General features: G+C 53.2%; 25 protein-coding genes. 15 read left to right on the top strand and 10 right to left on the bottom strand.

Translation table 11 applies throughout. The features are described 5' to 3' along the window. Nucleotides 1-7 precede the first annotated feature (7 nt). A complete protein-coding gene (locus ACUVOF_RS19230; RefSeq protein ID WP_447045871.1) occupies nt 8-1,984 on the bottom strand; it encodes an ATP-binding cassette domain-containing protein in 1,977 nt (658 codons plus the stop codon). A gap of 29 nt (nt 1,985-2,013) precedes the next feature. On the opposite strand from ACUVOF_RS19230, the gene ACUVOF_RS19225 reads away from it, so the two are divergent. From ACUVOF_RS19225 to ACUVOF_RS19195, 7 genes are all read left to right on the top strand, one after another. Further along, nucleotides 2,014-2,625, top strand: a complete 612-nt coding sequence (locus ACUVOF_RS19225) for a TIGR02444 family protein (RefSeq protein ID WP_447045870.1) — start codon at nt 2,014-2,016, stop codon at nt 2,623-2,625. A gap of 191 nt (nt 2,626-2,816) precedes the next feature. Then, a complete protein-coding gene (locus ACUVOF_RS19220) occupies nt 2,817-3,863 on the top strand; it encodes a TRAP transporter substrate-binding protein (RefSeq protein ID WP_447045869.1) in 1,047 nt (348 codons plus the stop codon). A 299-nt stretch (nt 3,864-4,162) separates the two neighbouring features. Further along, on the top strand, nt 4,163-4,741 hold the full coding sequence (locus tag ACUVOF_RS19215; RefSeq protein WP_447045868.1) for a TRAP transporter small permease: 579 nt from the start codon (nt 4,163-4,165) through the stop codon (nt 4,739-4,741). A 30-nt stretch (nt 4,742-4,771) separates the two neighbouring features. Further along, the gene (locus ACUVOF_RS19210) at nt 4,772-6,055 is read left to right on the top strand and encodes a TRAP transporter large permease (RefSeq protein ID WP_447045867.1); all 1,284 of its coding nucleotides are present in this window, start codon (nt 4,772-4,774) and stop codon (nt 6,053-6,055) included. 20 nt (nt 6,056-6,075) lie between these two features. Further along, the gene (locus ACUVOF_RS19205; protein ID WP_447045866.1) at nt 6,076-6,519 is read left to right on the top strand and encodes a universal stress protein; all 444 of its coding nucleotides are present in this window, start codon (nt 6,076-6,078) and stop codon (nt 6,517-6,519) included. 130 nt (nt 6,520-6,649) lie between these two features. Next, on the top strand, nt 6,650-7,330 hold the full coding sequence (locus tag ACUVOF_RS19200) for an FKBP-type peptidyl-prolyl cis-trans isomerase N-terminal domain-containing protein (RefSeq protein ID WP_447045865.1): 681 nt from the start codon (nt 6,650-6,652) through the stop codon (nt 7,328-7,330). Between the two features lie 3 nt (nt 7,331-7,333). Beyond that, on the top strand, nt 7,334-8,434 hold the full coding sequence (locus ACUVOF_RS19195) for a poly(3-hydroxybutyrate) depolymerase (RefSeq protein WP_447045864.1): 1,101 nt from the start codon (nt 7,334-7,336) through the stop codon (nt 8,432-8,434). On the opposite strand, the gene ACUVOF_RS19190 is transcribed toward ACUVOF_RS19195, so the two are convergent. Further along, nucleotides 8,431-9,024, bottom strand: coding sequence for an SCO family protein (locus tag ACUVOF_RS19190; protein ID WP_447045863.1), 594 nt, complete (start codon nt 9,022-9,024; stop codon nt 8,431-8,433). The two genes, ACUVOF_RS19195 and ACUVOF_RS19190, sit on opposite strands and share 4 nt — an antisense overlap. Nucleotides 9,025-9,029: 5 nt before the next feature. After that, a complete protein-coding gene (locus ACUVOF_RS19185) occupies nt 9,030-9,533 on the bottom strand; it encodes a hypothetical protein (protein WP_447045862.1) in 504 nt (167 codons plus the stop codon). Between the two features lie 105 nt (nt 9,534-9,638). On the opposite strand from ACUVOF_RS19185, the gene ACUVOF_RS19180 reads away from it, so the two are divergent. The 3 genes from ACUVOF_RS19180 to ACUVOF_RS19170 all read left to right on the top strand — a co-directional run bounded on the left by ACUVOF_RS19180 (nt 9,639) and on the right by ACUVOF_RS19170 (nt 12,908). Continuing rightward, entirely contained in the window at nt 9,639-10,553 is a 915-nt protein-coding gene (locus ACUVOF_RS19180) for an AEC family transporter (protein WP_447045861.1), read from the top strand. A gap of 445 nt (nt 10,554-10,998) precedes the next feature. Continuing rightward, on the top strand, nt 10,999-11,910 hold the full coding sequence (gene thpD, locus ACUVOF_RS19175) for an ectoine hydroxylase (RefSeq protein ID WP_447045860.1): 912 nt from the start codon (nt 10,999-11,001) through the stop codon (nt 11,908-11,910). A gap of 5 nt (nt 11,911-11,915) precedes the next feature. Next, a complete protein-coding gene (locus tag ACUVOF_RS19170) occupies nt 11,916-12,908 on the top strand; it encodes a 2-hydroxyacid dehydrogenase (RefSeq protein ID WP_447045859.1) in 993 nt (330 codons plus the stop codon). Between the two features lie 22 nt (nt 12,909-12,930). Here ACUVOF_RS19170 and argE read toward each other — a convergent pair whose 3' ends face one another. From argE to ACUVOF_RS19150, 4 genes are read right to left on the bottom strand one after another with little or no spacing between them, the layout of a single operon-like run. After that, nucleotides 12,931-14,118: an acetylornithine deacetylase gene (gene argE, locus ACUVOF_RS19165; protein ID WP_447045858.1), complete on the bottom strand. Its 1,188-nt coding sequence runs from the start codon at nt 14,116-14,118 to the stop codon at nt 12,931-12,933. Nucleotides 14,119-14,153: 35 nt separating this feature from the next. Next, complete coding sequence (locus ACUVOF_RS19160) at nt 14,154-15,626, bottom strand: tripartite tricarboxylate transporter permease (protein ID WP_447045857.1); 1,473 nt, start codon at nt 15,624-15,626, stop codon at nt 14,154-14,156. A gap of 24 nt (nt 15,627-15,650) precedes the next feature. Further along, a complete protein-coding gene (locus tag ACUVOF_RS19155) occupies nt 15,651-16,154 on the bottom strand; it encodes a tripartite tricarboxylate transporter TctB family protein (protein ID WP_447045856.1) in 504 nt (167 codons plus the stop codon). A 56-nt stretch (nt 16,155-16,210) separates the two neighbouring features. Beyond that, nucleotides 16,211-17,176, bottom strand: a complete 966-nt coding sequence (locus ACUVOF_RS19150; RefSeq protein WP_447045855.1) for a Bug family tripartite tricarboxylate transporter substrate binding protein — start codon at nt 17,174-17,176, stop codon at nt 16,211-16,213. 241 nt (nt 17,177-17,417) lie between these two features. On the opposite strand from ACUVOF_RS19150, the gene ACUVOF_RS19145 reads away from it, so the two are divergent. Then, nucleotides 17,418-18,344, top strand: coding sequence for a LysR family transcriptional regulator (locus ACUVOF_RS19145; protein WP_447045854.1), 927 nt, complete (start codon nt 17,418-17,420; stop codon nt 18,342-18,344). Nucleotides 18,345-18,376: 32 nt separating this feature from the next. Beyond that, complete coding sequence (locus ACUVOF_RS19140) at nt 18,377-18,979, top strand: glutathione S-transferase N-terminal domain-containing protein (RefSeq protein WP_447045853.1); 603 nt, start codon at nt 18,377-18,379, stop codon at nt 18,977-18,979. Nucleotides 18,980-18,985: 6 nt separating this feature from the next. Here ACUVOF_RS19140 and trmB read toward each other — a convergent pair whose 3' ends face one another. From trmB to thiS, 3 genes are read right to left on the bottom strand one after another with little or no spacing between them, the layout of a single operon-like run. Continuing rightward, nucleotides 18,986-19,756, bottom strand: a complete 771-nt coding sequence (gene trmB / locus ACUVOF_RS19135; protein WP_447045852.1) for a tRNA (guanosine(46)-N7)-methyltransferase TrmB — start codon at nt 19,754-19,756, stop codon at nt 18,986-18,988. Nucleotides 19,757-19,771: 15 nt separating this feature from the next. Then, complete coding sequence (locus ACUVOF_RS19130) at nt 19,772-20,581, bottom strand: thiazole synthase (protein WP_447045851.1); 810 nt, start codon at nt 20,579-20,581, stop codon at nt 19,772-19,774. Nucleotides 20,582-20,591: 10 nt separating this feature from the next. Then, complete coding sequence (gene thiS / locus ACUVOF_RS19125) at nt 20,592-20,798, bottom strand: sulfur carrier protein ThiS (RefSeq protein WP_113270807.1); 207 nt, start codon at nt 20,796-20,798, stop codon at nt 20,592-20,594. Nucleotides 20,799-20,935: 137 nt separating this feature from the next. Here thiS and ACUVOF_RS19120 point away from each other — a divergent pair, with 137 nt between their 5' ends. The 3 genes from ACUVOF_RS19120 to ACUVOF_RS19110 all read left to right on the top strand — a co-directional run bounded on the left by ACUVOF_RS19120 (nt 20,936) and on the right by ACUVOF_RS19110 (nt 23,091). Continuing rightward, nucleotides 20,936-21,313 (top strand): DUF423 domain-containing protein, encoded by a 378-nt coding sequence (locus tag ACUVOF_RS19120; RefSeq protein ID WP_447045850.1) that lies wholly within the window; start codon nt 20,936-20,938, stop codon nt 21,311-21,313. A gap of 234 nt (nt 21,314-21,547) precedes the next feature. Next, entirely contained in the window at nt 21,548-22,144 is a 597-nt protein-coding gene (gene paoA, locus ACUVOF_RS19115) for an aldehyde dehydrogenase iron-sulfur subunit PaoA (protein ID WP_447045849.1), read from the top strand. Beyond that, nucleotides 22,141-23,091 carry an FAD binding domain-containing protein gene (locus ACUVOF_RS19110; RefSeq protein WP_447045848.1) on the top strand — a complete coding sequence of 317 codons (951 nt, stop codon included), beginning with the start codon at nt 22,141-22,143 and terminating at the stop codon, nt 23,089-23,091. The genes paoA and ACUVOF_RS19110 overlap by 4 nt, the downstream gene beginning before the upstream one ends.

Below are 23,091 nucleotides of genomic sequence, written 5' to 3'. Positions count from 1 at the left end.
CAGGACGCTAACTAGTCGTCTCTTCGCTGGCCAGTAGCTCTGCTTCCATTGCCTCCAATGACTCTTCGGCGCTAAGCCACTGTCGTTCGGCTTCGTCCAGGCGCGCTTTAATCTCAGCTTGCTGGCTAAGCGTCTTGGTCAGTTCGGTTTTACGCGCACTATCAGTGTAAAGCTCAGGGTCTGCTAGCACTTGCTCGACAGCCTCAAGCGCCTGCTGAGCATTTTCCATGGCTTTTTCCGCCTGATCGCGCTGCTTTTTCAGTGGACGAAGCTTCTCGCGTAGCTCAGCGGCTGCTTTGCGTGACGCCTTGCGTGCTTCGCGACTGTCGCCGCTGGGTTGCTGGTTCTGCCTCTCAGCCTTTTCGCCGCGAGAGTCGCGGCGGCTCTCTTCCAGGCGCGCTTTCAGCCAAACCCGGTAGTCTTCCAAATCGCCATCGAAGGGCTCGACGCGGTTATCCGCCACCTTCCAAAACTCATCGACCGTTGCGCGCAACAAGTGGCGGTCGTGGGAGACCAGAATAACCGTACCCTCGAAGCTTGCCAGCGCTTGGGTCAGCGCCTCGCGCATCTCTAAGTCCAAGTGGTTGGTGGGCTCATCAAGCAGCAGCAGGTTGGGTTTTTGCCAAGCGACGAGGGCTAGTGCCAAGCGGGCTTTTTCACCACCAGAGTAGTTGGCGACTTTGCCGAAGGCGTCGTCACCCTTAAAACCAAAGCCGCCCAGGAAGTTGCGAATCTCCTGATCGCTGGCAGTGGGAGAGAGGCGCTGCACATGGACAAAAGGCGTCGAGGTAACATCCAACCCTTCGAGCTGGTGCTGGGCAAAGTAACCAATCGCCAAGTGCTCGCCGGGGACGCGCTTACCATTAAGTAGCTCAAGCTCGCCGGTGAGTGACTTAATCAGCGTCGATTTACCCGCGCCGTTGGGGCCTAACAGGCCAATGCGACTGCCGGGCAACAGGGTTACGTTGACCTTGTCCAATTGGATGTTGTCGTCACTTCCATCGCCCGCTTTACCGCGATAGCCTAACTGCGCCTGATCCAACACCAGCAGTGGGCGTGAGGTTTTATCGGCAGCCGGTAAGGTGAAGTGGAAAGGGGAGTCCACGTGGGCGACGGCGATATCTTCCATGCGCTCCAACATTTTGACCCGGCTCTGGGCCTGCTTTGCCTTGGTGGCCTGGGCTTTAAAGCGGGCAATAAAGCGCTCGATCTCTTCCCTGCGCGCTTGCTGCTTGGCCGCTTCGGCCTGCTGGAGTGCAAGCTTTTCAGCGCGGGTACGCTCAAACTGAGAGTAATTGCCGCGGTATAGCTCCAGGGTTTGGTGGTGCATATGCACGATGTGATCGCACACAGCATCCAAAAAGTCGCGGTCGTGGGAAATCAGTAGCAGCGTGCCAGGGTAGCGGGTCAGCCATTGCTCCAGCCACAGTAGCGCATCCAGATCCAAGTGGTTGGTGGGCTCATCCAACAGCAGTAAGTCGGAAGGCATAAACAGCGTACGCGCGAGGTTGACCCGCATTCGCCAGCCGCCGGAAAACGCCGAGAGCGGGCGGGTGAGGTCAGTCTGGACGAATCCCAGCCCCACCAGCAACTGCGCTGCACGCGACTCTGCACGGTAGCCATCCAGCGTTTCAATCAAGCCGTGCAGTTCAGCTTCTCTGTGGGCTTCACCGGCTTCCTGGGCGGCCAGTAAGTCGGCTTCTGCTTGGCGCAGCGCTAAGTCACCATCGAGTACATATTCAATGATAGGGCGGTCGAGGGCGTCGACTTCCTGGGCCATATGCGCGATACGCTGGCCCCCGCTCATTTCAATTTCGCCCTGATCGGGCCCAAGCTCGCCAAGCAGAAGCTTGAAGAGGCTTGATTTGCCAGCGCCATTTGCCCCGATAATCCCGGCCTTTACCCCGTTGTTAAGGGTAACGTCCGCGTTGTCGAGTAACGTTTGTGTGCCGCGTTGCAAGGCGACTTGGCGCAGTGCGATCATGCCTTCTCCCGAAAAAAGTGGGTCGTACGATGCCAGATTCTATGACGCTTGATTCTACCCGATTGCAGCGCTTACAGCAGGTACCGTTATGGGATTTCGCGCTGACACTTTACGCCAAGCCGGGCGTAGAAGCGGCCTGCCTGACGTTGCAAGAGGAAGCCGGCCTCGATGTTTGCGAACTACTTTTTCATTGTTGGCTTTACTCAAGCGGCTTAGAAGCCAAGCCCGCTGCACTCGCTCGCCAGCGTGAGCAGTGTTGTTTTTGGCAACGCCATGTAACAGCGGTATTGCGAGGATTACGCCGCGATTTAAAAGCTTCTGCGGCACAGCGTGAGTCTGTGGCGGCACTGCGTGAAACCATTAAACAGGCGGAACTCATGGCCGAGCGTGAGAACCTTCAACGTTGGCAAACATGGGTGTGGGAAGCGTCAGCAGAAGAGCAGCGGGTGGCGAATATCTCAACGACTATTTCAACAACTATCTCAACTACGCCGCCAAATGCTGCTAAATGGCTGCTAAAACAGCTTTTTTCTGGCAAGAGTGGTTTTAAGCCTGACGATAGCTTTACGCGCCAAGAATCATTGCTTCGTTCGATACAAACGCTTACTTGCCAGCTTGACCCTTACCAAGGAGCGCGCTAGCCTGGATTTAAGCTGTTTTTGAAATACCTAGCGTTATTCGCCCGCTAACACACCTTTAAGAACAGTATTTCAGTGGCTGTTAGCGAATATCGATTAGCGAATAAATCATAGTGTCGTGATGAAAAATGCGAGACTGATCTAGGTTTTTGCGCATTCGTACAGCGCGCTTACCACTGCAAGGGGAACTCCGCATGAAGGCAAGCAAATCCGTTTCTACCCGCTCTGTCACCACTAAATTAGTGACGACCGCAAGCGTCGGTGCACTGCTAATGGGCATGACGGCTGTCGCACAAGCAGACAACTGGCGTTACGCCCACGAGGAGTATGAAGGCGACGTCCAAGATGTCTTTGCCTATGCTTTTAAAGAACATATTGAAGAAAATTCCGACCACACAGTTCAGGTATATCGTTTTGGCGAGCTGGGTGAGTCTGACGACATCATGGAGCAGACGCAAAACGGTATCCTGCAGTTTGTGAACCAGTCGCCTGGTTTTACCGGCGCTCTTATTCCTGAAGCGCAAATTTTCTTCATCCCTTATCTACTGCCGACCGACGAAGACACCGTGCTGGAGTTCTTCGAAGAAAGTAAAGCCATCAACGAAATGTTCCCAGAGCTTTATGCCGAGCAAGGTCTAGAGCTACTGAAAATGTATCCAGAAGGCGAAATGGTGATAACCACCAACGAGCCTTTCACCTCGCCGGAGGAATTGGATAACAAGAAAATTCGTACGATGACTAACCCGCTCCTAACGGAAACTTACGACGCCTTCGGTGCAACGCCGACGCCGCTGCCGTGGGGCGAAGTGTATGGTGGTCTACAAACCGGTATTATTGACGGACAAGAAAACCCCATTTTCTGGATTGAGTCCGGTGGTTTGTACGAGGTGTCTCCGCACCTGACTTTCACTGGTCATGGTTGGTTTACCACGGCCATGATGGCTAATCAGGACTTCTACGAAGGCCTTTCCGAAGAAGACCAAGCGCTGGTAGAAGAAGCTTCGCAAGTCGCCTACGACCATACCATTGAGCATATTCAAGGTTTGGCCGAGGAGTCGCTAGAAAAAATTCAGGAAGCATCTGATGAAGTGACGGTGACACGTCTGGACGAAGAGCAAATTCAAGCCTTCCGTGAGCGTGCCCCACAGGTTGAAGAAGCCTTCCTGGAAATGACCGGCGAAGATGGTGAAGAGCTGCTTGAGCAGTTTAAAGCCGACCTTGAAGCCGTAACCAACGAGTAATCATCCTTTAAGCCGCATAGGCGCACGGATGGATTACCCCAGGGGCAGCAAAGGCTGCCCCTTTTTTTATTTTACGGCACTAAAGTGTGAGTCATCCGGGATGCGCGCTATTCGGGTGGGTTTTAATAAGGTTACTGTTGAGTTACGTACATCTAGCGTTGAATCACCTTCAGCGGCATGCCGTTACGCTAGAGTTAATTCTTAGCCCAATGGCGCTAGGTGGGTCTGGAATAATGCTGTGTTAATCGTGCCGACGACACTCAACTGATGCCGTTAGAGCCGTTAAAAGGAGTCCGGCCATGACCGATGAAGAAATGGAAACGAATTATCGCTCCGGTTTGCCGGGGGCACTAGGGATGATCGACACTGCAATTAGCAAAATGGAAGCCGTGATCCTTGCGATGGGTGTTTTGCTAATGGCGCTGAATACGGTCATTAATGTGGTTGCTCGTTTTGTCTTTGGTAACAGCATCATGTTTTCCGGTGAGTTAAACCGGATTTTAATCATTATGATTACCTTTGCAGGGATTGGTTATGCCGCTCGCCATGGTCGCCATATACGTATGTCGGCTATCTACGATGCACTGCCGGTAGGGGGGCGCAAAGTGCTAATGATTGGTATCGCCCTGTTTACATCCCTGGTGATGTTTTTTCTTTGCTATTACTCGATCGTTTATATCCTAGACCTGTATAGCAAAGGTCGTGTGCTGCCTTCGATGGGATTGCCGATTTGGATTATCTACCTTTGGGTGCCGTTGGGCTTTTTGATTACGGCTATTCAATACCTGCTGACCGCGGTTAAAAATTTTACGTCCCACGATGTATACCTCTCGACGGGCGTGGTGGATGGTTATAAAGACACGGAAACTGAAGTCTAACGCGGGGCATTGCACCCTAGGGGAACAGCTATGACGACAATAATGGTCACCACCATGATTGCCCTGCTGCTGCTGGGCTTTCCAATGATGATTCCGCTAATTACCGCTGCGGTAATTGGCTTCTATATGATGTTTAACGGCTTCGGCCAAATGGATACCCTAATCCAGCAAATGATGGCGGGTATACGCCCTGCATCGCTTATTGCGGTACCCATGTTTATTCTTGCCGCCGATATTATGACTCGCGGGCAGTCTGCTAACCGTTTGATTGATATGGTAATGTCGTTTATCGGCCACATCAAAGGCGGCTTGGCGGTGAGCACGGCCGCCTCATGCACGTTGTTTGGTGCCGTGTCAGGTTCTACGCAAGCGACCGTGGTTGCCGTGGGCTCACCCCTGCGCCCAAAAATGCTCAAAGCGGGCTACTCCGACTCTTTTACGCTCGCGCTGATCATTAATGCTAGTGACATCGCGTTTTTGATCCCCCCCAGTATTGGCATGATTATTTACGGGGTTATTTCGGGTACCTCTATCGGCGAGCTGTTTATTGCCGGGATTGGTCCAGGCTTAATGATCCTGTTGATGTTTTCGGCTTACAGCATTATTTATGCCATCGTAAAAGACGTGCCCACCGAACCAAAGTCAAACTGGAAAGAACGCGCAAGAGCGATTCAGCAAGCGCTGTGGCCACTCGGCTTTCCGGTGATTATTGTTGGCGGCATTTATGGCGGTATCTTCAGCCCAACTGAAGCCGCCGCTGCCTGCGTGCTGTATGCCATCTTGCTTGAGTTTGTGGTCTTCCGCTCGCTCAAAATGCACGATATCTACGCCATCGCCAAATCTACCGGGTTGATTACCGCCGTGGTGTTTATCTTGGTCGCGGTAGGCAATGGGTTCTCTTGGATCATTTCGTTTGCTCAGATTCCTCAGATGATTCTGGAGGCGGTGGGTGTCAATGAAGCGGGCCCGACCGGCGTGCTGATTGCCATCTGTATCGCCTTCTTCGTTGCCTGTATGTTTGTTGATCCGATTGTGGTCATCTTGGTGCTAACACCGATTTTTACACCCGCGATTGAAGCCACCGGGCTAGACCCTGTACTGGTGGGTATTTTGATAACGCTGCAGGTGGCGATAGGGTCGGCAACGCCGCCCTTTGGGTGCGATATCTTTACCGCGATTGCGATTTTTAAACGCCCCTACTGGGATGTCATCAAAGGCACGCCGCCGTTTATTTTCATGCTGATTTTAGCGGCTGCCCTGTTGATCATGTTCCCGCAAATTGCGCTGTTCCTGCGCGATGTTGCCTTCCGCTAACAGCCACAAGGAGTAAGCGAATGTTTAATCGCATTTTAGTCCCGGTGGATGGTTCAAAAGGCGCCCTGAGGGCGCTTGAAAAAGCGGTAGGCTTGCACCTACTTACCGGGGCGGAGCTTTACCTACTGTGCGTATTTAAACACCACAGCCTGTTGGAAGCTTCGCTCTCAATGGTGCGCCCCAATCAACTGAATATACCGGACGATGCGCTAAAAGAGTACGCCACCGAGATCGCCGTCCATGCGAAATCCCATGCGATTGAAATGGGTGCTGAGACTGCTTGCGTACGCGCGTTCGTCAAAGGTGGTCGGCCTTCGCGTATTATCGTCCGCTTCGCCCGCAAGCGAGAGTGCGATCTTATTGTGATTGGGGCTCAGGGCACCAATGGCGAAAAGAATCCGCTGCTGGGCAGCGTCTCTCAGCGCGTTGCTGGCGCGGCGCACTGTCCTACGCTGGTTGTCTAAACTGGCTAAACCTCTCTCTTATTTTGTGGTCTTATTCGCACCCACTTCCCGAAGATGCAGCTCGGGGCGGTGGGTGTTAGTCTTTAAGTGACATTGATTGGCGTTCGGCGCCGCTTAAAAAGGATGTTTCATGAAACAACTGCTCTCTACAACGGCTCTGACGGGTTTGCTTTTGGCCGCCCCTTTTGCAGCCGCAGCGCCAGAAACGGATGAACAGCGCTTAGCGTATAGCCTGGGTGTTACCTTGGGCGAAAGCATGCAGGCCGATATCGAAGACCTGGATCTGGATGCGTTTAACGACGGCATGAGCGATGTGTTTGAAGGTAATGATTTAGCGCTCAGTGAAGAAGAGATGACCGAAGCATTGATGGCGTTCCAAGAGCAATCAATGCAAGCGCGGGCAGCAGAAGCTGAAGAAATGGCTCAGAACAACCTTGAAGAAGGTGAAGCCTTCCTGGCCGAGAACGCTGAACGCGAGGAAGTGACCGTGACTGACTCTGGCCTTCAGTACGAAGTGCTGGAATCTGGCGATGGCGCCTCGCCTGGCCCTGAAGACACCGTCGAAGTGAACTACGAAGGGATGCTGTTAGATGGCACTGTATTCGATAGTTCCTTTGAGCGAGGTGAATCGGTTAGCTTCCAGACCAATCAAGTGATTGAAGGTTGGCAGGAAGCGCTACAGATGATGAGCGTCGGCGATAGCTGGATGTTGTATATCCCAGCGGATATCGCTTACGGTGAAAATGGCCAAGGCCCCATTGGTCCCAACGAAGTGCTGACCTTTCGCGTTGATTTGTTAGGCGTCGAATAAGCGATGACTTCAACCGCTCCTTCTAAGCAGCTCCCGCTGGCTTATGTTTTGGCCTGCCTAGGCCTTTGCACCCCGCTGTTAGCACAGGCCGAAGCGACCAGTGAGCCTGATGATTTACCCGCCTTGGCTGCTGCAAGCGAGCAGGCAAGCGTGGTGGGTGTCTCGTCAGGTGGCTATATGGCGACCCAGTTAGCGGTTGCTTGGCCCGAGCGGTTTAGTGGGCTGGGTGTGCTGGCAGCAGGCCCCTGGAGCTGTGCACAGGGTTCGCTGAGTTTGGCACTTAACCAATGTATGATGACGCGCCGAGGCGCACCGTCACTCGATGAACTGGAGAACCGCCACCAGCGCTACCTTGGGCTTGAGCAGGTAGGAAGTACCGAGGATCTAAGCCAGCTCAGGACTTTTTTATGGCACGGCGAAAAGGATGATGTGGTTGATCCGTTATTAGGTGACCTGCTTGCGGAGCAGTGGGAGCAATGGCTGGCCTCACCCGATCAACTGCGTGTTGCGCGTAGCGAAAATACCGGGCATGGCTGGCCGGTGCGGTTACCTAATGACGTATCGCCCGGCTCACAAGAGTGGGGTGATTGTGGTCAGGGCGGCGGTAGCTATGTATTAGCCTGCGATGAAGATATCGCCAGTGATATGTTGAACTGGCTCTACCCCGAGCGTGAGGTATCTTCTAGTGGTAACGAACATAGCGGTCAATTAGCCGCTTTCGACCAATCCGAGTTTGCCGTGAAAGGCCTCGCTGATACCGGCTACGTATTTATACCTGAAGGCTGTGAAGCGGGTGATTGCCCGGTAACGCTAGCACTGCACGGTTGCCAAATGAACGAGGCATCCATTGGCGCTACCTTTGTGCGTTATTCTGGGTTAAACGCCTGGGCGGCAACGCACCAGCAGATCGTGCTTTATCCTCAGACAGAAAGCAGCATGGCGAATCCGCAAGGCTGCTGGGATTGGTGGGGGTTCGCCGAAAGTACCTGGCAGCTAAACCCTCAGCACGATACCCGTAATGGCACCCAAATTGGCGCGCTAATGGCTATGCTGGATCGTTTGCAAGCTGCTCCGGAGAAGCTCTCGTCAGAGCGACCCGATTAGCTGCCCAATTCGTTTTCTAACGCTGAGACTAAACCATGAGGGGTCGGTGAGTAGAGCACTCGCTGAAGAATATCACCCTCGCGGTTGACTAAATAAAGCGAAGCGCTGTGATCAATGGTGTACGTCATTGCTGAATCCGGCGCTTCGACTTTTCGCCATATGACGCCATAACGCGACGCAACATCCTCCAGCTGTTCCTGGCTGCCTACTGCGCCAACAAACTCTTCACCGAAAAATCCCATGTACTCCTGCATGCGCTCAATAGTGTCACGCTCAGGGTCAACGGTAATCATTACCGGCACCACACGCTCGCGCTGTTCGTCTGTGAGCTGGGCCAACGCTTGGCGTTTGACCGACTGGGTCATCGGGCATACGTCTGGGCAATGTGTGTAACCAAACGAAAGAACTGCGACTTGATCGTCATCCAATTGGGTCAATGAAAAATCGCCTCGGGTGGAGGGCATTTCTACAGGGCCACCTACCGGGCCATCATTGTTAGGGGCGAAAGCGTACTGATAGAGGCCGATACTGCTGGCCACCACCAAGACAGCGACTACCCCAGCGCCTAGCCATAATGATTTGCTTGCCATGTGCGTTAACTCCGAATTACATCAAAATCGAACCAGCTGCCCATTTTGCCTTCTGCGGTTTCCAGTATGACACGCGCTCGCCAAGGCATAACGGCTTGAGTGCACATCCCTACTTGCCCTTGGCCTTGAAAGTGGCCGGGTGCACTAGCACTAAGAGCAAAACGGTGTAGCCCCAAATCCATGTCGCGACCGACAAAATCGACGTCAACTTGGGTAGCCTTAACACCCTCTACCTCGACTTCCAGAGGCAAAACCTCTAAGGCATCAATCCGCCCATTCACCTGCACGTGGAGCGTGACGCGGCCCTTATCGCCTAACGTGGCGGAACAGGGAGCTGTATGCAAGTTACAACTTGCAGCGGGTGGAAACCATGTCACCTCACTGTCGCGGTGCAGCCAATGGGCAAAGGCGTACCACGCACAGGCAGCCAGCGCCAAACCAGTGACCAGTATGAGTACCCTTAGGGTCGGGAAGCCTGCCGGGTAAGCAGGTTTTGATATCATCTTCATGGCAGAATAATCGCTACGCAAGCCGTGAGGCGGGGGTTGTCGCCATGGTAACAGCAATCGAGCCGATATCGCTGTGATGGGATGTCGCAGGCAAAAGGGACACAAATGGAAAGTATCACTGGCGCTTTAGGCCCACTTTTTTTGTTGATCTTATTAGGCGCCATACTCGGCTATTGGCGTTGGCCCAGCGATACCTTTTGGCCGCAAATGGAACGGCTGATCTATTTTGTGCTATTTCCTGCGATGCTGGTGGGAACCTTAGCCACCGCTGATGTGAGGCAGGTGCCAGTAGGCCGTTTAGCGTTAGTTCTATTGGGCGCAATGGTGCTGTTTGGTTTATTGCTATGGCGTTTTCGCAGTTGGCTAAAACTGACACCCGCAGCCTTTACCTCTGTTTTCCAAGGCGCAGTTCGCTTTAACACCTATGTAGGTGTTGCCGGAGCAGCCGCGTTACATGGCAGCTTAGGTGCGACCACCGCAGCGGTCGCCGTGGCACTGATGGTGCCGGTGGTGAACGTTATGTGTGTGGCGAGCTTTGTTGCCGCGGGTACCTTGGGTGGTGCCAGTGTGGGTAAAAGCGTGATGGCATTGATTAAAAATCCGCTGATTTTAGCCTGCCTTGCAGGCATTGGCCTGAACCTTTCGGGCGTTGGTTTACCTGGTTGGAGTCAGGACACGGTCGAACTACTCGGGCGAGCGGCGTTGCCGTTGGGGTTGGTGGCGGTTGGTGTAGCGCTTCGCCCGATGGCGCTGCTGCGTATTGACCGCGGCGTGCTGGCCACCAATAGCGTTAAGTTGGTGCTTATGCCTGCGTTTGTATTGGCATTAACGTGGATATTGCAGTTGGACCCCATAAGTCGCGATGTGGCGCTGCTGTTCGCAGCGCTCCCCACTGCCACCTCTGCGTATATTCTAGCCCGACAATTAGGCGGTGATGCCGAGCTGATGGCCGCCATTATCACCGGCCAAACCCTATTGGCTATGATCACGCTTCCGTTTTGGCTACGACTGGTTAGTTGATCCTCTGCATGTCAAAAAAATGTAAATAAAAAATATTCGTATTTGTATTGACGGGGTAAATGAGAATTATTATAGTGTGATTGTCAGCGTTTGATGAGACGCTGGCAACCAAGACAGCTGGTGATTTCAAAATCAGCGCCAGTTTACTGTCATGGTTTCTCCCTCTCATTGCTAGTCACGGTCTTTTGCCGCTCCATTGGAGCGGCTTTCTTTTTTCTAGCGCTTGCCCAGACCTTTGCTTCCTCTACTTCCTCATGCCTGTTTTTCAGTACTTATTGTCAGTACATATTCTCACTAATTAGCCACTGATGATTCTAAAAAGATGACTGCTGTAACGGTGAGCAGGCTACCCTAGCATCATTGCTGAGGTGCATTTTGGCGTCTACGTTTTATAAGTAGCGCCTAAAGGTGTTTATAGAAACGCATACTAATGGAGGAGTTTGCCATGAGCGATACCCAAGATCTTTTCCCTACTCGATTGGAACGAAAGTTGGGAATGTTTGAGCGCATCGATCCCGTGGTATACGGCGATGAGTCTCAACGTGAGAATGGGCCCTTAGATAGAGCACAAATTGATGAGTACGAAAGAAAGGGCTTTCTATCATTTGAAGGTTTTTACGATGCTGATGATATGCAGGTTTTTCTTCAAGAGCTGCGTGAGTATGAGGACGATGCCGATCTTAAGCTTTCAGAAGGTACTATTCTTGAACCGGGGCGTGAAGAGATACGCACCGTTTTCGGTATTCATGAAGTCTCAGAACGTTTCCAACGCCTAACCCAGGACCCCAAGCTGTTAGCGATCGTCAAACAATTGCTGGGCAGCGATGTTTATATCCATCAATCAAGAATTAACTATAAGCCAGGCTTTAAAGGCAAGGGCTTTGATTGGCACTCTGACTTTGAGACGTGGCATAGCGAAGACGGCATGCCACGTATGCGCGCGCTAAGTTGTTCCATCGTGCTCACGGACAACGGCGAGTTTAACGGGCCACTGATGTTGATTCCCGGTTCTCACCGTTACTTTATCCCCTGTGTGGGACGAACGCCGCAAGATAACTACAAAGAGTCGCTAAAAAGCCAAGAGGTGGGTGTTCCGCCCGTCAGTAGCCTACGTGAGCTAATGTTAGAGAACGATATTGAAGCACCTAAGGGGCCCGCCGGCTCTCTGGTGATTTTCGAGTGCAATACCATGCACGGCTCCAATATAAACATGTCTTGCTGGCCAAGAAGCAATTTATTCTTTGTTTATAACAGTGTTGAAAATACTCTTCACGATCCTTACTGCGGTAACCGCCCTAGGCCTGAGTTCCTGGCAAATCGTACTAATTGGAAGCCACTTGAACCACTTAATGAGTAATACCCATGCGTATCGCCGTATTTAGCGCCAAGCCCTATGACTACACCTTTATCTCGCGCGCAAATGCGGCGGAGCACCACGTATTCAACTTTTTTGATGTGCGCCTAACGGTGGATACTGCGCCTTTGGCCAAAGGCTTTGAGGGAGTCTGTGTTTTCGTTAATGACTGCTTGGATGCCTCAGTATTACAGCAGCTCTATGAAGGCGGCACGAGGTTAGTGGCGCTTCGCTCAGCGGGCTTCAACCATGTCGATTTGGCTGTCGCCGAACAGTTGGGTATGACGGTGGTGCGGGTGCCCGCCTATTCGCCCCACGCAGTGGCAGAGCATGCGGTGGCCCTAGTGCTAAGCTTGAATCGTATGACCTATCGCGCCTATAACCGCATACGGGAAGGTAATTTTTCGCTGGATGGTTTGTTAGGATTCGATCTGCATGGCAAGACGGTGGGCATTATCGGAACTGGTCAGATCGGATTGATCTTTGCCGATATTATGCACGGCTTTGGTTGCCGCATAATGGCCAATGACCCTTTCCCCAGCCCGGATGCTAACTCCTTTATTGAATACGTACCGCTAGCAACGCTGTTTTCAAGCGCTGATATTATCTCGCTGCATTGTCCCTTAACGCCTGAAACGCATCATTTAATCGATGCCGGCGCCATCAACCAAATGAAAGACAGTGTGATGATCATCAACACCGGCCGAGGAAGAGTGGTCGATACCCAAGCGGTAATCGCTGGTTTGAAAAGCGGCAAAATCGGTCGCTTAGGGCTGGATGTCTATGAAGAAGAGGAACAGCTGTTCTTTGAAGATCTCTCCCAAGGCGTGATCGATGATGACCAGTTCATGCGCCTAACGACGTTCCACAATGTCTTGATCACCGGCCATCAGGCGTTCTTTACCACCGAGGCGCTGACCAATATCGCTGAAACCACATTGGCGAATATAGACGCTTTTGAAAGCGGAAGTGGAACCATTCACCGGGTGAATGCCCAATAACCCACCACCACCCATGTGGGCGTTAGCGTTTCATCCAAGTGTTTAACTCATCGAAGAACGCTAGGCACTTGCTGAGTTGATCAATTTCAATAAACTCATCGGGCTTATGGGCTTGGCGAATAGAGCCGGGCCCGACAATCACCGAGGGGATGCCACCCTCGATCTCGAACACGCCGCCTTCTGAACCATAAGAAACCTTGCCACCACGCTCGGGGAGAATGGGTTCAAGCTTCTTGAACATCTCGCTGTCGGTGGCATCGCCCATGGCTGGGTAAGCAAATAACTGTTGCCACTCAATGGCGGAATCTACTGATTGACGCTGCATTTCGGGCAGCAGGGCAGCCTCTATATCGTTGATTAGCGCTTGAATATCCGTGGCGGCTGCTTCCTGATCAATACTGCGTAGCTCAAAGATAAAGCTGCAGGTATCAGGGGTAACGTTGGTCGCCACACCGCCTTCTATCATGGTGGTCAACGTTGTGGCGTGGGGGACGGTAAAGTCTTGGTCGAAGGGGCCCTTTTGTTCATATCGTCGTGAGCGTTCGGCGATCATGGTGATGATACGCGAGGCGTACTCCACCGCATTGACGTGTTGAGGTGAAAACGATGAATGGCCCCCTTCACCGCGCACCGTCACCCGCATTGCGATTTTGCCTTTCTGACCGTTGATTAGTTTCATTTCGCTGGGTTCACCGATAATTGCCAGTGACGGCAGCACCTTGAGTTTGGCTAAATAGCGTGCGATGGCGGGCGCTCCCAGGCAGCCCACTTCCTCATCGTGAGAGAAGCAGAAATAGAATGGGCGCTGTAGTTCACTGCTGGCAAAAGCGGGTGCCGCCGCCATCACACAGGCGGCAAAGCCTTTCATATCGCAGGTGCCCCGACCAAACAAGCGACTGCCGCGCTGCTCTAGTTTGAATGGGTTGCTTTGCCAGTTCTTCGGATTGGCGGGGACGACGTCAGTATGGCCAGAGAGAACGATGCCAGGCATGTCGGCCGGGCCCAGACGGGCGACCAAATTGGCCTTTTCGCCGCTCTCATCTGGTAGCACCGTTACTTCCGCGCCAAGACTGACGAAGAACTTCTCGACGTGATGAATAAGCTCAAGGTTGGGGTAAGCACTGGTTGTGTCGTAAGCAACCAGGTCAGCGAGGTGTGATACCGCGGTTTCCAACTGCGGGTGAGCGTTAGGCGTAGCACTAGTTTGCATAGCGTTAAATCCTTGGCAATAAGGGAATCTTTGGTTCAGGCCTTGGCTTTCTTAAGCTGCTGACGAATCGTCACTACCACCACGAATATCGCCAGCGAAGCGAAAAGCCAGGTGATAGGCGACGACACCAGGATGCTTGGATCACCACGAGAGAGCGCAAGGGCACGACGCAGGTTCTCTTCCAACATCGGGCCAAGAATGAAGGCGATTAAAAAGGGGGCGGCGGGAATGGCGAACAGGAACATGAAAAAGCCAAATACGCCCATCGCCAGCAGTACGATGACGTCATACATACTGTTGGAGATCGAAAAAATACCGAATACGCACAGAGCAAGCACGATTGGCGCCATTAAGCCGGGGGGAATCCGCGAAATATGCGAGAAAAAGCGCATCGTTGCTTTGCCAGCACCAAACAGCAAAACAGACGAGAACAACATGCCAATAAACAGCATGTAAACCTCATGAAGGTTGTTCTCAAATAGCATAGGGCCTGGGGTCATGCCGTGAATCATAAAGGCGCCCAGCATTACGCCTGTAATCACATCGCCCGGCACGCCTAGTGCTAACAAAGGGATCATGGTGGAGCCACAGCAACCATTATTGGCGGACTCTGATGCTGCAATCCCTTCTAGCTCGCCCTTACCAAAATTCTCGCGGTTCTTTGAGCTGCGCTGTGCTTCGCCGTAGGAAGAGAACGCCGCTGCCGAGGGGCCAATACCGGGGATGGCGCCCATGACGACACCAATCATGCTGCCTTTGAGCATTGCTTTTAAGGATCGGCGCAGCTCATCTCGCGTTACGCGGTTATCGCCCAGCTGCATGGGCTTATGGCTTTGGTTGTGACGAAAGACGATAATTTTAAGCAGCTCAGGGATCGCAAACAGACCAATTAGCACAGGCGCAACGGCAAGACCGCTCTGCATATCCACGGTTAAATCAAAGCGAAACGAGCCGTACATATCTTCACCCACGGTGGCTAACAACAGCCCTAAGCACGCCGACACAAGCCCAAGCAGCAGCGAACGCCCTGACACCCCAGCCACCGTAGTAAGCGCGAAAATCATCAGCATAAAGTATTCGGGTGGCCCAATACGCAGCGCCAGGAGCGCCAGTGGTGCGGCAATAAAAATCAGCGATAGGTTGGAGATAAAATCCCCGGTACAGGATGAATAGAGCGCCATGTTGAGAGCTTTGCCTGCCTTGCCCTGTTGAGCCAATGGGTAGCCATCTAGGGTGGTACAGGCGGCCGACGCGGTGCCTGGTGTCTTGATTAATATTGCGGATACCGAGCCACCGTAGGTTGAGCCCTTATACAATGCGACGAGTAATAAAATGCTCGGAATCGGCTGCATATAAAAAGTAAAGGGCAGCGCCAGCGTCACCGCCATAGTGCCTGTCATGCCGGGAATGGCGCCGATAATCACGCCGCCCCAAATACCGGCGGCCATGATCAGAAAATTTTCAAAGGTGGCAACCGCTTGGAAGGCAACCAGCAGGTCGTTGAGCATAGTGGTCAGTCCTAACGCGGTAGGTTAAATACCGATCGCCTTGAAAAGGCTGCCGACAGGGAAACGCGTATTGAGGGCGCTGGAGAAAAACAGGTAGAGAACCAGTGGGAGGGCGACGGCCACAATAGACGCCACCACTTTATGGCGCCAATAGCCGGTCAGTATCAGCATCGCCATCAATAGCAGAATGCTCGATAGCAAAAAACCGAGCAGCATCACTGAGCCGATAAAGAGCGCAAAGGCGAGCACCGTCAAACCGAAGCGCGTGAGAAGCATGACAATTGGTGTGTCACCGCGGATGGCGCTGGCATCCTCAGGGTCTGCGATGGCTTCGGTTTTACGTGAAAAAGACAGCCCTACGAGCAGTATGCCCAATGCCATGCCGAGCATGGAAACCGTGCGTGGCCACATATCAGGCGGTGGCGCAAACCCTGGAATAAAGCGTGGGCGGGGCACATAGGCGGGTATCAGTAAAAATAGAACGATACCGAACAGCACCGTAATAACTAAACCACGAGTTATACCCATGACCCCTCCAGCAATGTAGTGATGTAGACAGTGGCAGCAACGTGTTTAACGCTAACTCACTCCAGATAGCCAAACTGTTCTGCTAAGGTGCGATAGAACTCGTACTGCTCCTGGGCATAAGTCTCCATATCGACGCTGCCAATAGTGGATATTGAGCCACGATCGTCAGCACGGCTGAGCCATGTCTCATCCTCAGCAACTTGTTCCATCACTTCGGCCCAAGTGTTAACCACTTCTTCGGGTAGGTCAGGTGGCCCATACAGCGCGCTCCAGCCCATCACTTGGCCAGCCAATTCATAACCTAGCTCTTCAGCAGTCGGCACGTCCGGCAGTGCTTCCATGCGCTCGGGTGAGAACACCATTAACGGGCGCATATCACCGCTCTCGATATGCGGCATCAACGAAGCAGCCGCGATGGCGAGAAAATCAACATGCCCACCCAGTAGCGCCGTTGCGAGTTCACCGCCTCCACGGTAGGGAATCAGCGTTGCCGCTGTCAGCGGATCCATTTCCGCGTCAGCCAGGAGCGACTGAACGGTAAAGCCATCAATGGCGGTGGCGCCAGAGGCGGCGTAGCTCATCGCGCCAGGAGCGTTTTCGATGCCTTCCAGTAAATCCTCAACGCTTTCATAGGGTGAGTCGTCGGCCACGGCAAGAATCATAGGCGTGGCTTCAAGCGGGCTGATAAAGGTGTACTCATCCCAATCAACACTGCTGTTTTCGTTGACCGCCGGTGAAAGCGCCATGCCGACGCGAGCTAATAGCAGGGTATACCCATCGGGGTCAGCCTGGGTCACATCGCGAGCGCCAGTCATTCCCCCTGCGCCGGCTTGATTGACGACCGTGACAGGCTGCCCTAAATATTCGCGAGCCGACTCCGCTAGGGCACGACCGGCTAGGTCGGAGGCGCCGCCTGGGCCGTAAGGGACTACCAGCGTGACGGGTTCGGAAGGGTAGCTCTGAGCATAGGCGGTGGAGGCAGCGAGAAGCGCTGCTGCCGCTAAGCTAAAGGTGAGTTTCATAATTGTCTCCGCAGCGGTTGTTGTATAGCTGTAATTGAATGGCTGTTATTGAAGGACTGAGTAACGAGCTTTAATTGAAACCAGCGCTTTAAACATAGACAGGTATGAAATTTGTTGCAACAATTCAATTTAGTATCCAATTTTGTTCTAGTGGTGAGCCAAAGTTGCAAGCTTGTTGTTTATAAAGGCTGTTTTATCCGCTGATTATTTAGTTATACATTACCGAACAGAGCTTAATGTAATGAAAATAAAGGAAATTGAAGCTTTTGATGCCTTCATGAAACACGGCACTACCAAAGCGGCCGCAGAAACATTAGAAATCAGTCAGTCAATGGTAAGCCGATTGCTAATCGGGTTAGAGGATGAGCTAGGTTTTGCCTTATTCAAACGTACCCGTAATCAGCTTTTGCCAACGTCAGAAGCATTTTTATATCACGCATCCGTTTTAAGGTTGATGGCGAGTATTCGAGACACTCAAAAAGACGCGGATGCTATTTCTAATAACCAGTTGGGTAGTGTCGTGGTAGCTGCACAACCCATTTTTTGCGATACCTTTTTACTCGATGTAATTAAGCGCTTTAAACAAAATCACCCTAATGTAGGCGTCCGAGTCATCGATGCAGGGTTGCAAGAGTTGCTTAAAATGATCGATAACAATACCTGTGATGTAGCGCTGGGGATAACACTTGAAGCCGACACTTATGGGGCCACTGTCAGTAGTCTTGCGCGCTGTTCTGCGCGCTGCATCATGCATCGTACTCATCCGCTCGCAAAGCAAGACGTTGTATCGATTTCTAACTTACAGAATCAGGCATTTGTGGAGTTAATGGCAGATAGCCCTCTGCGTGCGCGAGTGGACTACATTATGCAGACAGTGAATATAAAAAGGCATATTTCTGCTGAAATGCGTCATATGCGCGGGGTATGTGGATTAGTTGATCGTGGGCTTGGGATTGCAATAATTGATCCCATTGCAGAGCTACTGTTGCAGGGAACAGCTGTTGTATCAAAGCCAATGGCGCCAACGATTGAATGGGAAATTGCATTACTTAAATCTAAACACAAGCCATTAAGTAATGTAGCTGAATCATTATGCGAAGAAATATACACTGAAATCGAAAGCTTACAACAAATGGGAATATTAACTTCGCTCAACATAAAACAATAACGAGTAACATATGACTTGTTCGGAGAGCATCCATGCAGCTTTACTTAAACACTTCTTCTCCCTATGCACGCGTTGTACGCGTTTGCCTCTATGAAAAGCAACTGATCGAGCGCACCGAGCTTTGCTGGTGTGACCCTTGGGCGGCGGATAGCGAGCTTGTGCAGATTACGCCGCTTAGCCGTATTCCAACGCTGGTGACCGACGAGGGTGATGTACTCACCGAGTCGCTGTTGATTGCTCATTATCTGGATGCAGTGGGTGAAGGGCCCTCTCTGCTGCCCAGTAAAATATTAGCGGAAACCCTGGCGCTGGCAGGGTTGGGGCAGGGTTTGATGGACGCCGCCTTTAACGTGGTGATCGGCCGTAAGCATGGTGGTAATGAAGTGGATACGACGCTGTTGGGGCAGCGCCGTTTAAAAGCGATCGAACGCACGTTGATAACACTCAATGCCCACCCCAGCGTGCTGGCGGGCCGTGCCCAGCGCACCCTGGGGGCGATTACCGTTGCCGTTGCACTGGCGTATATCAGCTTTCGCCTACCGGCCTTTGATTGGCCAAACCGCTACCCGACGCTTCATGCCTGGCAGGCGAAGGTGGTGGAGGGCGAGAGCTTTGCGCTGACGGCTTTTGAATAGCGCAGGTTAATCGCGCCGCTGGTAGATCAAATCCCAAACCCCGTGGCCAAGTTTTTCGCCGCGGGCTTCAAACTTGGTTAGCGGGCGGAACGCCGGGCGTGGCACGTATGGGGCGGTTTCCGCGCTGGCAGTGTTGGCATAACCGGGAGCCGCTTCCATTACCTCGGCCATCCACTCTGCGTAGGCTTCCCAATCGGTGGCCATATGGAAGGTGCCGCCGGGCATCAGGCGAGTGCGGATCAGCTCAACAAAGGCAGGCTGAACGATGCGCCGCTTGTGGTGCTTTTTCTTCGGCCAGGGGTCGGGGAAGAACAGCTGCAGCGTAGTCAGCGAGCCTTCGGGAAGGCACTGTTCGAGCACGGCCAGAGCATCCTCGCGGTAAACACGCAGGTTGGTGAGACCACGCTTATCAACTTCATCGAGCAATTTGCCGACACCAGGGGCGTGGACTTCGATGCCGATAAAGTCGGTGTCTGGATGGGTTTCGGCCTGCTCAACCAGCGAGTTGCCCATGCCAAAGCCTATTTCCACTACCCGCGGTGCCTGACGGCCAAATAGAGCGTCCAAGTCTTGACGGCCGTCGGCGATGGTCAGGCCAAAACGCGGCCAGATATCCTCTAAGCCCCTGTTCTGAGCCTGGGTCATACGACCCGCGCGGATCACGTAGCTTTTAATGCCCCGGCGGTGTAGTGGTGCATCCGTACCTTCCGGTCCTGTAGTGGCATTGCTTTCGGGCGCGGTGTGACTTTCTGGTACGGTATCGTTGGGTTCAGTCATGGGGTCTCAAATCAATTAACCGTTAATACGGCCAGCGAAAGGTGAAGAAGGATCGGCAGACTGGCGGCGTGGCATGCGACCGGCTAAAAACGCATCGCGGCCAGCTTCGACGGCCAGCTTCATGGCGTTGGCCATGCGTAGCGGGTCGCGGGCGTGGGCAATAGCACTGTTTAAGAGCACCCCGTCGCAGCCGAGTTCCATCGCCATGGCAGCGTCCGACGCCGTGCCAATGCCCGCATCCACTAGTACCGGTACCTTGCTCTGTTCAACAATCAGGCGCACGTTGTGCGGGTTCTGAATGCCGTGGCCCGAGCCAATCAACGAGCCTAGCGGCATGATGGCGCAGCAGCCCATAGCTTCTAATTCGCGTGCCACAATAGGATCGTCGCTGGTATACACCATGACGTCGAAGCCGTCGGCGAGCAGCGTCTCCGCAGCTTTTAGCGTCTCGACCACATTGGGATAAAGTGTGTGATCGTCGCCGAGCACTTCCAGCTTGACCAGCTTATGACCGTCGAGCAGCTCGCGGGCCAGACGACAGGTGCGCACCGCGTCTTTAGCGTTATAGCAGCCGGCGGTATTGGGCAGCAGGGTGTAGCGCTCGGGCGAGATTACATCCAGCAGGTTAGGCGCATCGGCATCCTGGCCTAAATTAGTACGGCGTACGGCAAAGGTCACAATCTCAGCGCCGCTCTGGGTAATGGCAGCACCGGTTTCGGTAAAGTCTTTATATTTGCCAGTGCCCACCAGCAGGCGCGAATAAAAATCGCGTCCGGCAATGGTGAGCGGCGTATCCGTTAGCGGTTCATGCGTTAATTGAGTCATAGTGTTTCCTCTAGCCGCCGCCAATCGCGTGAACCACTTCCACCTGGTCGCCATCGGCTAGGTGGGTGTCGGCGTGTTGGCTGCGGGGAACAATCTCTTCGTTAATTTCCACGGCAATACGACGGCCACTAAGGCCCAGCTGTTCAACTAAGTCAGCGGCGGTTAGGCCGGTGGACAGTGTATGAGGTTCACCGTTTAGACGTATCTGTATAGACATAATAGGGCGCGTCTCATTGGTCATGGCAGTTCGTTCTCTATTGTAGCGGTTTAGCGCCGCGCAAGGTACGCCGTGGGTATAATCAGCGCGACGGACGAAGCGAAATTGGGAGCAGGAATGTGACAAAGGAGCATAGCGTGCAGCAAACAGACAAAGTGTGGTGGTGCATAGCGGCGCTTTCAGGCGCTGTGATGGTGATACTGGGCGCCTATGCGGCCCATGGTTTGGCGGCGCGTACCACCGAGGCGATGGTGAGTGCTGTGGAAACGGGCGTGCGTTACCAAGCATGGCATACGCTTGCCATGATGGTAGTGCTGGTGTGGCGCCAGGTAAAACCACTTACTGGGCAGCGCTGGGTGCTGGCGCTGTGGTCGTTGGGGGTGGTGTGTTTTTCAGGCTCGCTTTACTTGATGGCATTGGCGGGGGTGGGGCTCGGTATCGTGACGCCCATTGGCGGTGTGTTGTTGATGGCTGGATGGCTGGCGTTAGCGGTGGTAGTAGTGAAAGCGCCATGACTCTCAGCATTGTCCCTGCTTCTTGGGCTCAACGCTCAAGGGTATATAAATAAATAGTTTTTCAATTACTTAAATGAGCTAGCAAACGGTATTCGTTGCCTTTCTTGGCGTAGCCTTCCGTCATTCTCAAGATGTTTATGGCCTAGAGCTGGGTTGCTGGCACTAATTATGTCTATGCTGAGATTGTTATGACATTCATTAAGTGACAGCCATGAGCATGGAAGGCACATTGTTATGCACCCACCTAATAACGGCGAAATACGTCGCAAAACAGCCACAAGAGACGCCTCCGCCGAAGATTCACTCCTAGCTGGCGCTCATCAATCAGCCGTCTCTTTAGTGGTTAATGGGGAAGCGTATGAGCTTGAGCTGGATAACCGGACAACGCTGCTAGATACCTTGCGCGAGCACTTGAAATTAACCGGCTCCAAAAAGGGCTGTGACCATGGCCAGTGCGGCGCCTGCACGGTATTTGTTAATGGCACACGCATTAACGCCTGCTTAACGCTGGCGGTCATGCACGAAGGTGACGAAATATCGACCATCGAAGGGCTGGGCGATGTCGAGCACCTTGACCCCATGCAGGCGGCCTTTGTCGAACATGATGGATTTCAGTGTGGCTATTGTACCCCAGGCCAGATTTGCTCAGCCAAGGCGGTATTAGAGGAGATTCGGGCGGGACTTCCAAGCCACGTCACGAAGGATTTAACCGCGCCTGTTGAGATCACTGACGCCGAGATTCGTGAGCGGATGTCGGGCAATATTTGCCGCTGCGGTGCTTACGCCAACATACTCAAAGCCATCACTCAAGTGGCGGAGGCGCGCCCATGAGAGCCTTCGCCTATGAACGAATAACGGATCCAGCGCAGGCGGCAGCACGCGCTGCCGAAGTGCCGGGTGCCAAATTTATTGCCGGCGGTACCAACCTGCTGGATTTAATGAAGCATGAAATTGAAACACCGACACACTTGATCGATGTCACCAAAACCGGCCTCAACGATATTAAGGCCACACATGGTGGTGGCCTGAAGATTGGTGCATTAGTCAGCAATAGTACTCTGTCGGCCGACTCACGGGTGCGCAAAAATTATGCAGTATTAAGCCGCGCTTTGGTGTCAGGCGCCTCAGGCCAGTTGCGCAATAAAGCCACTACCGGCGGCAATCTTTTACAGCGCACCCGGTGCCCCTATTTCTACGACACCGGAATGCCCTGTAATAAGCGCCTACCTGGGGCGGGTTGTGCTGCACTTGGTGACGGCGCTACGACACGTCAATTGGGCATTATCGGCACGTCCGAGGCGTGTATTGCCACGCACCCTTCTGATATGGCCGTGGCGCTCAGTGCACTGGATGCCGAGGTGGAAACCGTCACCCCCAGCGGAGAAACGCGGCGCCTGACGCTGGATGCGTTTTACCCCCTACCCGGCGATACCCCCGAGGTCGAAAGCACGTTAAAGCCGGGTGAAATGATTACCGCGGTTGTACTCCCCCCGCCTGTTGAAGGCCGTCAGGCGTATTACAAGGTGCGTGATCGGGCATCCTACGCCTTTGCCCTCGTATCCGTGGCGTTAATCCAAAAGCCGGATGGTACCGGGTGTGTGGCGCTGGGCGGCGTGGCACCCAAGCCCTGGCGGCGAACTGACGCGGATGCGGCGCTGCCCAAGGGGGCCCAAGCGGTCATGGCTAGATTGCTTGATGGTGCCCGTCCCACGCAAGACAACGCCTTTAAGCTGATACTGGCAGAGCGAACGCTTGCCACACTGCTGGCACAGGAGTGA

It is taken from the genome of Vreelandella sp. H-I2 (assembly GCF_052959335.1).
The sequence above is the reverse complement of the archived record's forward strand: the minus strand, read 5'-3'. Positions and strand labels throughout refer to the sequence as shown.

What these genes read in the sequence shown, in the direction of transcription:
- ACUVOF_RS19215 (WP_447045868.1), top strand. Translation starts at nt 4,163, where the DNA reads ATGACCGATGAAGAAATGGAAACGAATTATCGCTCCGGTTTGCCGGGG.
- thpD (WP_447045860.1), top strand. Translation starts at nt 10,999, where the DNA reads ATGAGCGATACCCAAGATCTTTTCCCTACTCGATTGGAACGAAAGTTG.
- ACUVOF_RS19160 (WP_447045857.1), bottom strand. Translation starts at nt 15,626, where the DNA reads ATGCTCAACGACCTGCTGGTTGCCTTCCAAGCGGTTGCCACCTTTGAA.
- ACUVOF_RS19210 (WP_447045867.1), top strand. Translation starts at nt 4,772, where the DNA reads ATGACGACAATAATGGTCACCACCATGATTGCCCTGCTGCTGCTGGGC.
- ACUVOF_RS19205 (WP_447045866.1), top strand. Translation starts at nt 6,076, where the DNA reads ATGTTTAATCGCATTTTAGTCCCGGTGGATGGTTCAAAAGGCGCCCTG.
- ACUVOF_RS19220 (WP_447045869.1), top strand. Translation starts at nt 2,817, where the DNA reads ATGAAGGCAAGCAAATCCGTTTCTACCCGCTCTGTCACCACTAAATTA.
- ACUVOF_RS19140 (WP_447045853.1), top strand. Translation starts at nt 18,377, where the DNA reads ATGCAGCTTTACTTAAACACTTCTTCTCCCTATGCACGCGTTGTACGC.
- ACUVOF_RS19195 (WP_447045864.1), top strand. Translation starts at nt 7,334, where the DNA reads ATGACTTCAACCGCTCCTTCTAAGCAGCTCCCGCTGGCTTATGTTTTG.
- ACUVOF_RS19110 (WP_447045848.1), top strand. Translation starts at nt 22,141, where the DNA reads ATGAGAGCCTTCGCCTATGAACGAATAACGGATCCAGCGCAGGCGGCA.
- trmB (WP_447045852.1), bottom strand. Translation starts at nt 19,756, where the DNA reads ATGACTGAACCCAACGATACCGTACCAGAAAGTCACACCGCGCCCGAA.
- ACUVOF_RS19180 (WP_447045861.1), top strand. Translation starts at nt 9,639, where the DNA reads ATGGAAAGTATCACTGGCGCTTTAGGCCCACTTTTTTTGTTGATCTTA.
- ACUVOF_RS19185 (WP_447045862.1), bottom strand. Translation starts at nt 9,533, where the DNA reads ATGAAGATGATATCAAAACCTGCTTACCCGGCAGGCTTCCCGACCCTA.
- ACUVOF_RS19200 (WP_447045865.1), top strand. Translation starts at nt 6,650, where the DNA reads ATGAAACAACTGCTCTCTACAACGGCTCTGACGGGTTTGCTTTTGGCC.
- ACUVOF_RS19170 (WP_447045859.1), top strand. Translation starts at nt 11,916, where the DNA reads ATGCGTATCGCCGTATTTAGCGCCAAGCCCTATGACTACACCTTTATC.
- ACUVOF_RS19230 (WP_447045871.1), bottom strand. Translation starts at nt 1,984, where the DNA reads ATGATCGCACTGCGCCAAGTCGCCTTGCAACGCGGCACACAAACGTTA.
- ACUVOF_RS19225 (WP_447045870.1), top strand. Translation starts at nt 2,014, where the DNA reads ATGCCAGATTCTATGACGCTTGATTCTACCCGATTGCAGCGCTTACAG.
- ACUVOF_RS19150 (WP_447045855.1), bottom strand. Translation starts at nt 17,176, where the DNA reads ATGAAACTCACCTTTAGCTTAGCGGCAGCAGCGCTTCTCGCTGCCTCC.
- argE (WP_447045858.1), bottom strand. Translation starts at nt 14,118, where the DNA reads ATGCAAACTAGTGCTACGCCTAACGCTCACCCGCAGTTGGAAACCGCG.
- thiS (WP_113270807.1), bottom strand. Translation starts at nt 20,798, where the DNA reads ATGTCTATACAGATACGTCTAAACGGTGAACCTCATACACTGTCCACC.
- ACUVOF_RS19130 (WP_447045851.1), bottom strand. Translation starts at nt 20,581, where the DNA reads ATGACTCAATTAACGCATGAACCGCTAACGGATACGCCGCTCACCATT.
- paoA (WP_447045849.1), top strand. Translation starts at nt 21,548, where the DNA reads ATGCACCCACCTAATAACGGCGAAATACGTCGCAAAACAGCCACAAGA.
- ACUVOF_RS19190 (WP_447045863.1), bottom strand. Translation starts at nt 9,024, where the DNA reads ATGGCAAGCAAATCATTATGGCTAGGCGCTGGGGTAGTCGCTGTCTTG.
- ACUVOF_RS19145 (WP_447045854.1), top strand. Translation starts at nt 17,418, where the DNA reads ATGAAAATAAAGGAAATTGAAGCTTTTGATGCCTTCATGAAACACGGC.
- ACUVOF_RS19155 (WP_447045856.1), bottom strand. Translation starts at nt 16,154, where the DNA reads ATGGGTATAACTCGTGGTTTAGTTATTACGGTGCTGTTCGGTATCGTT.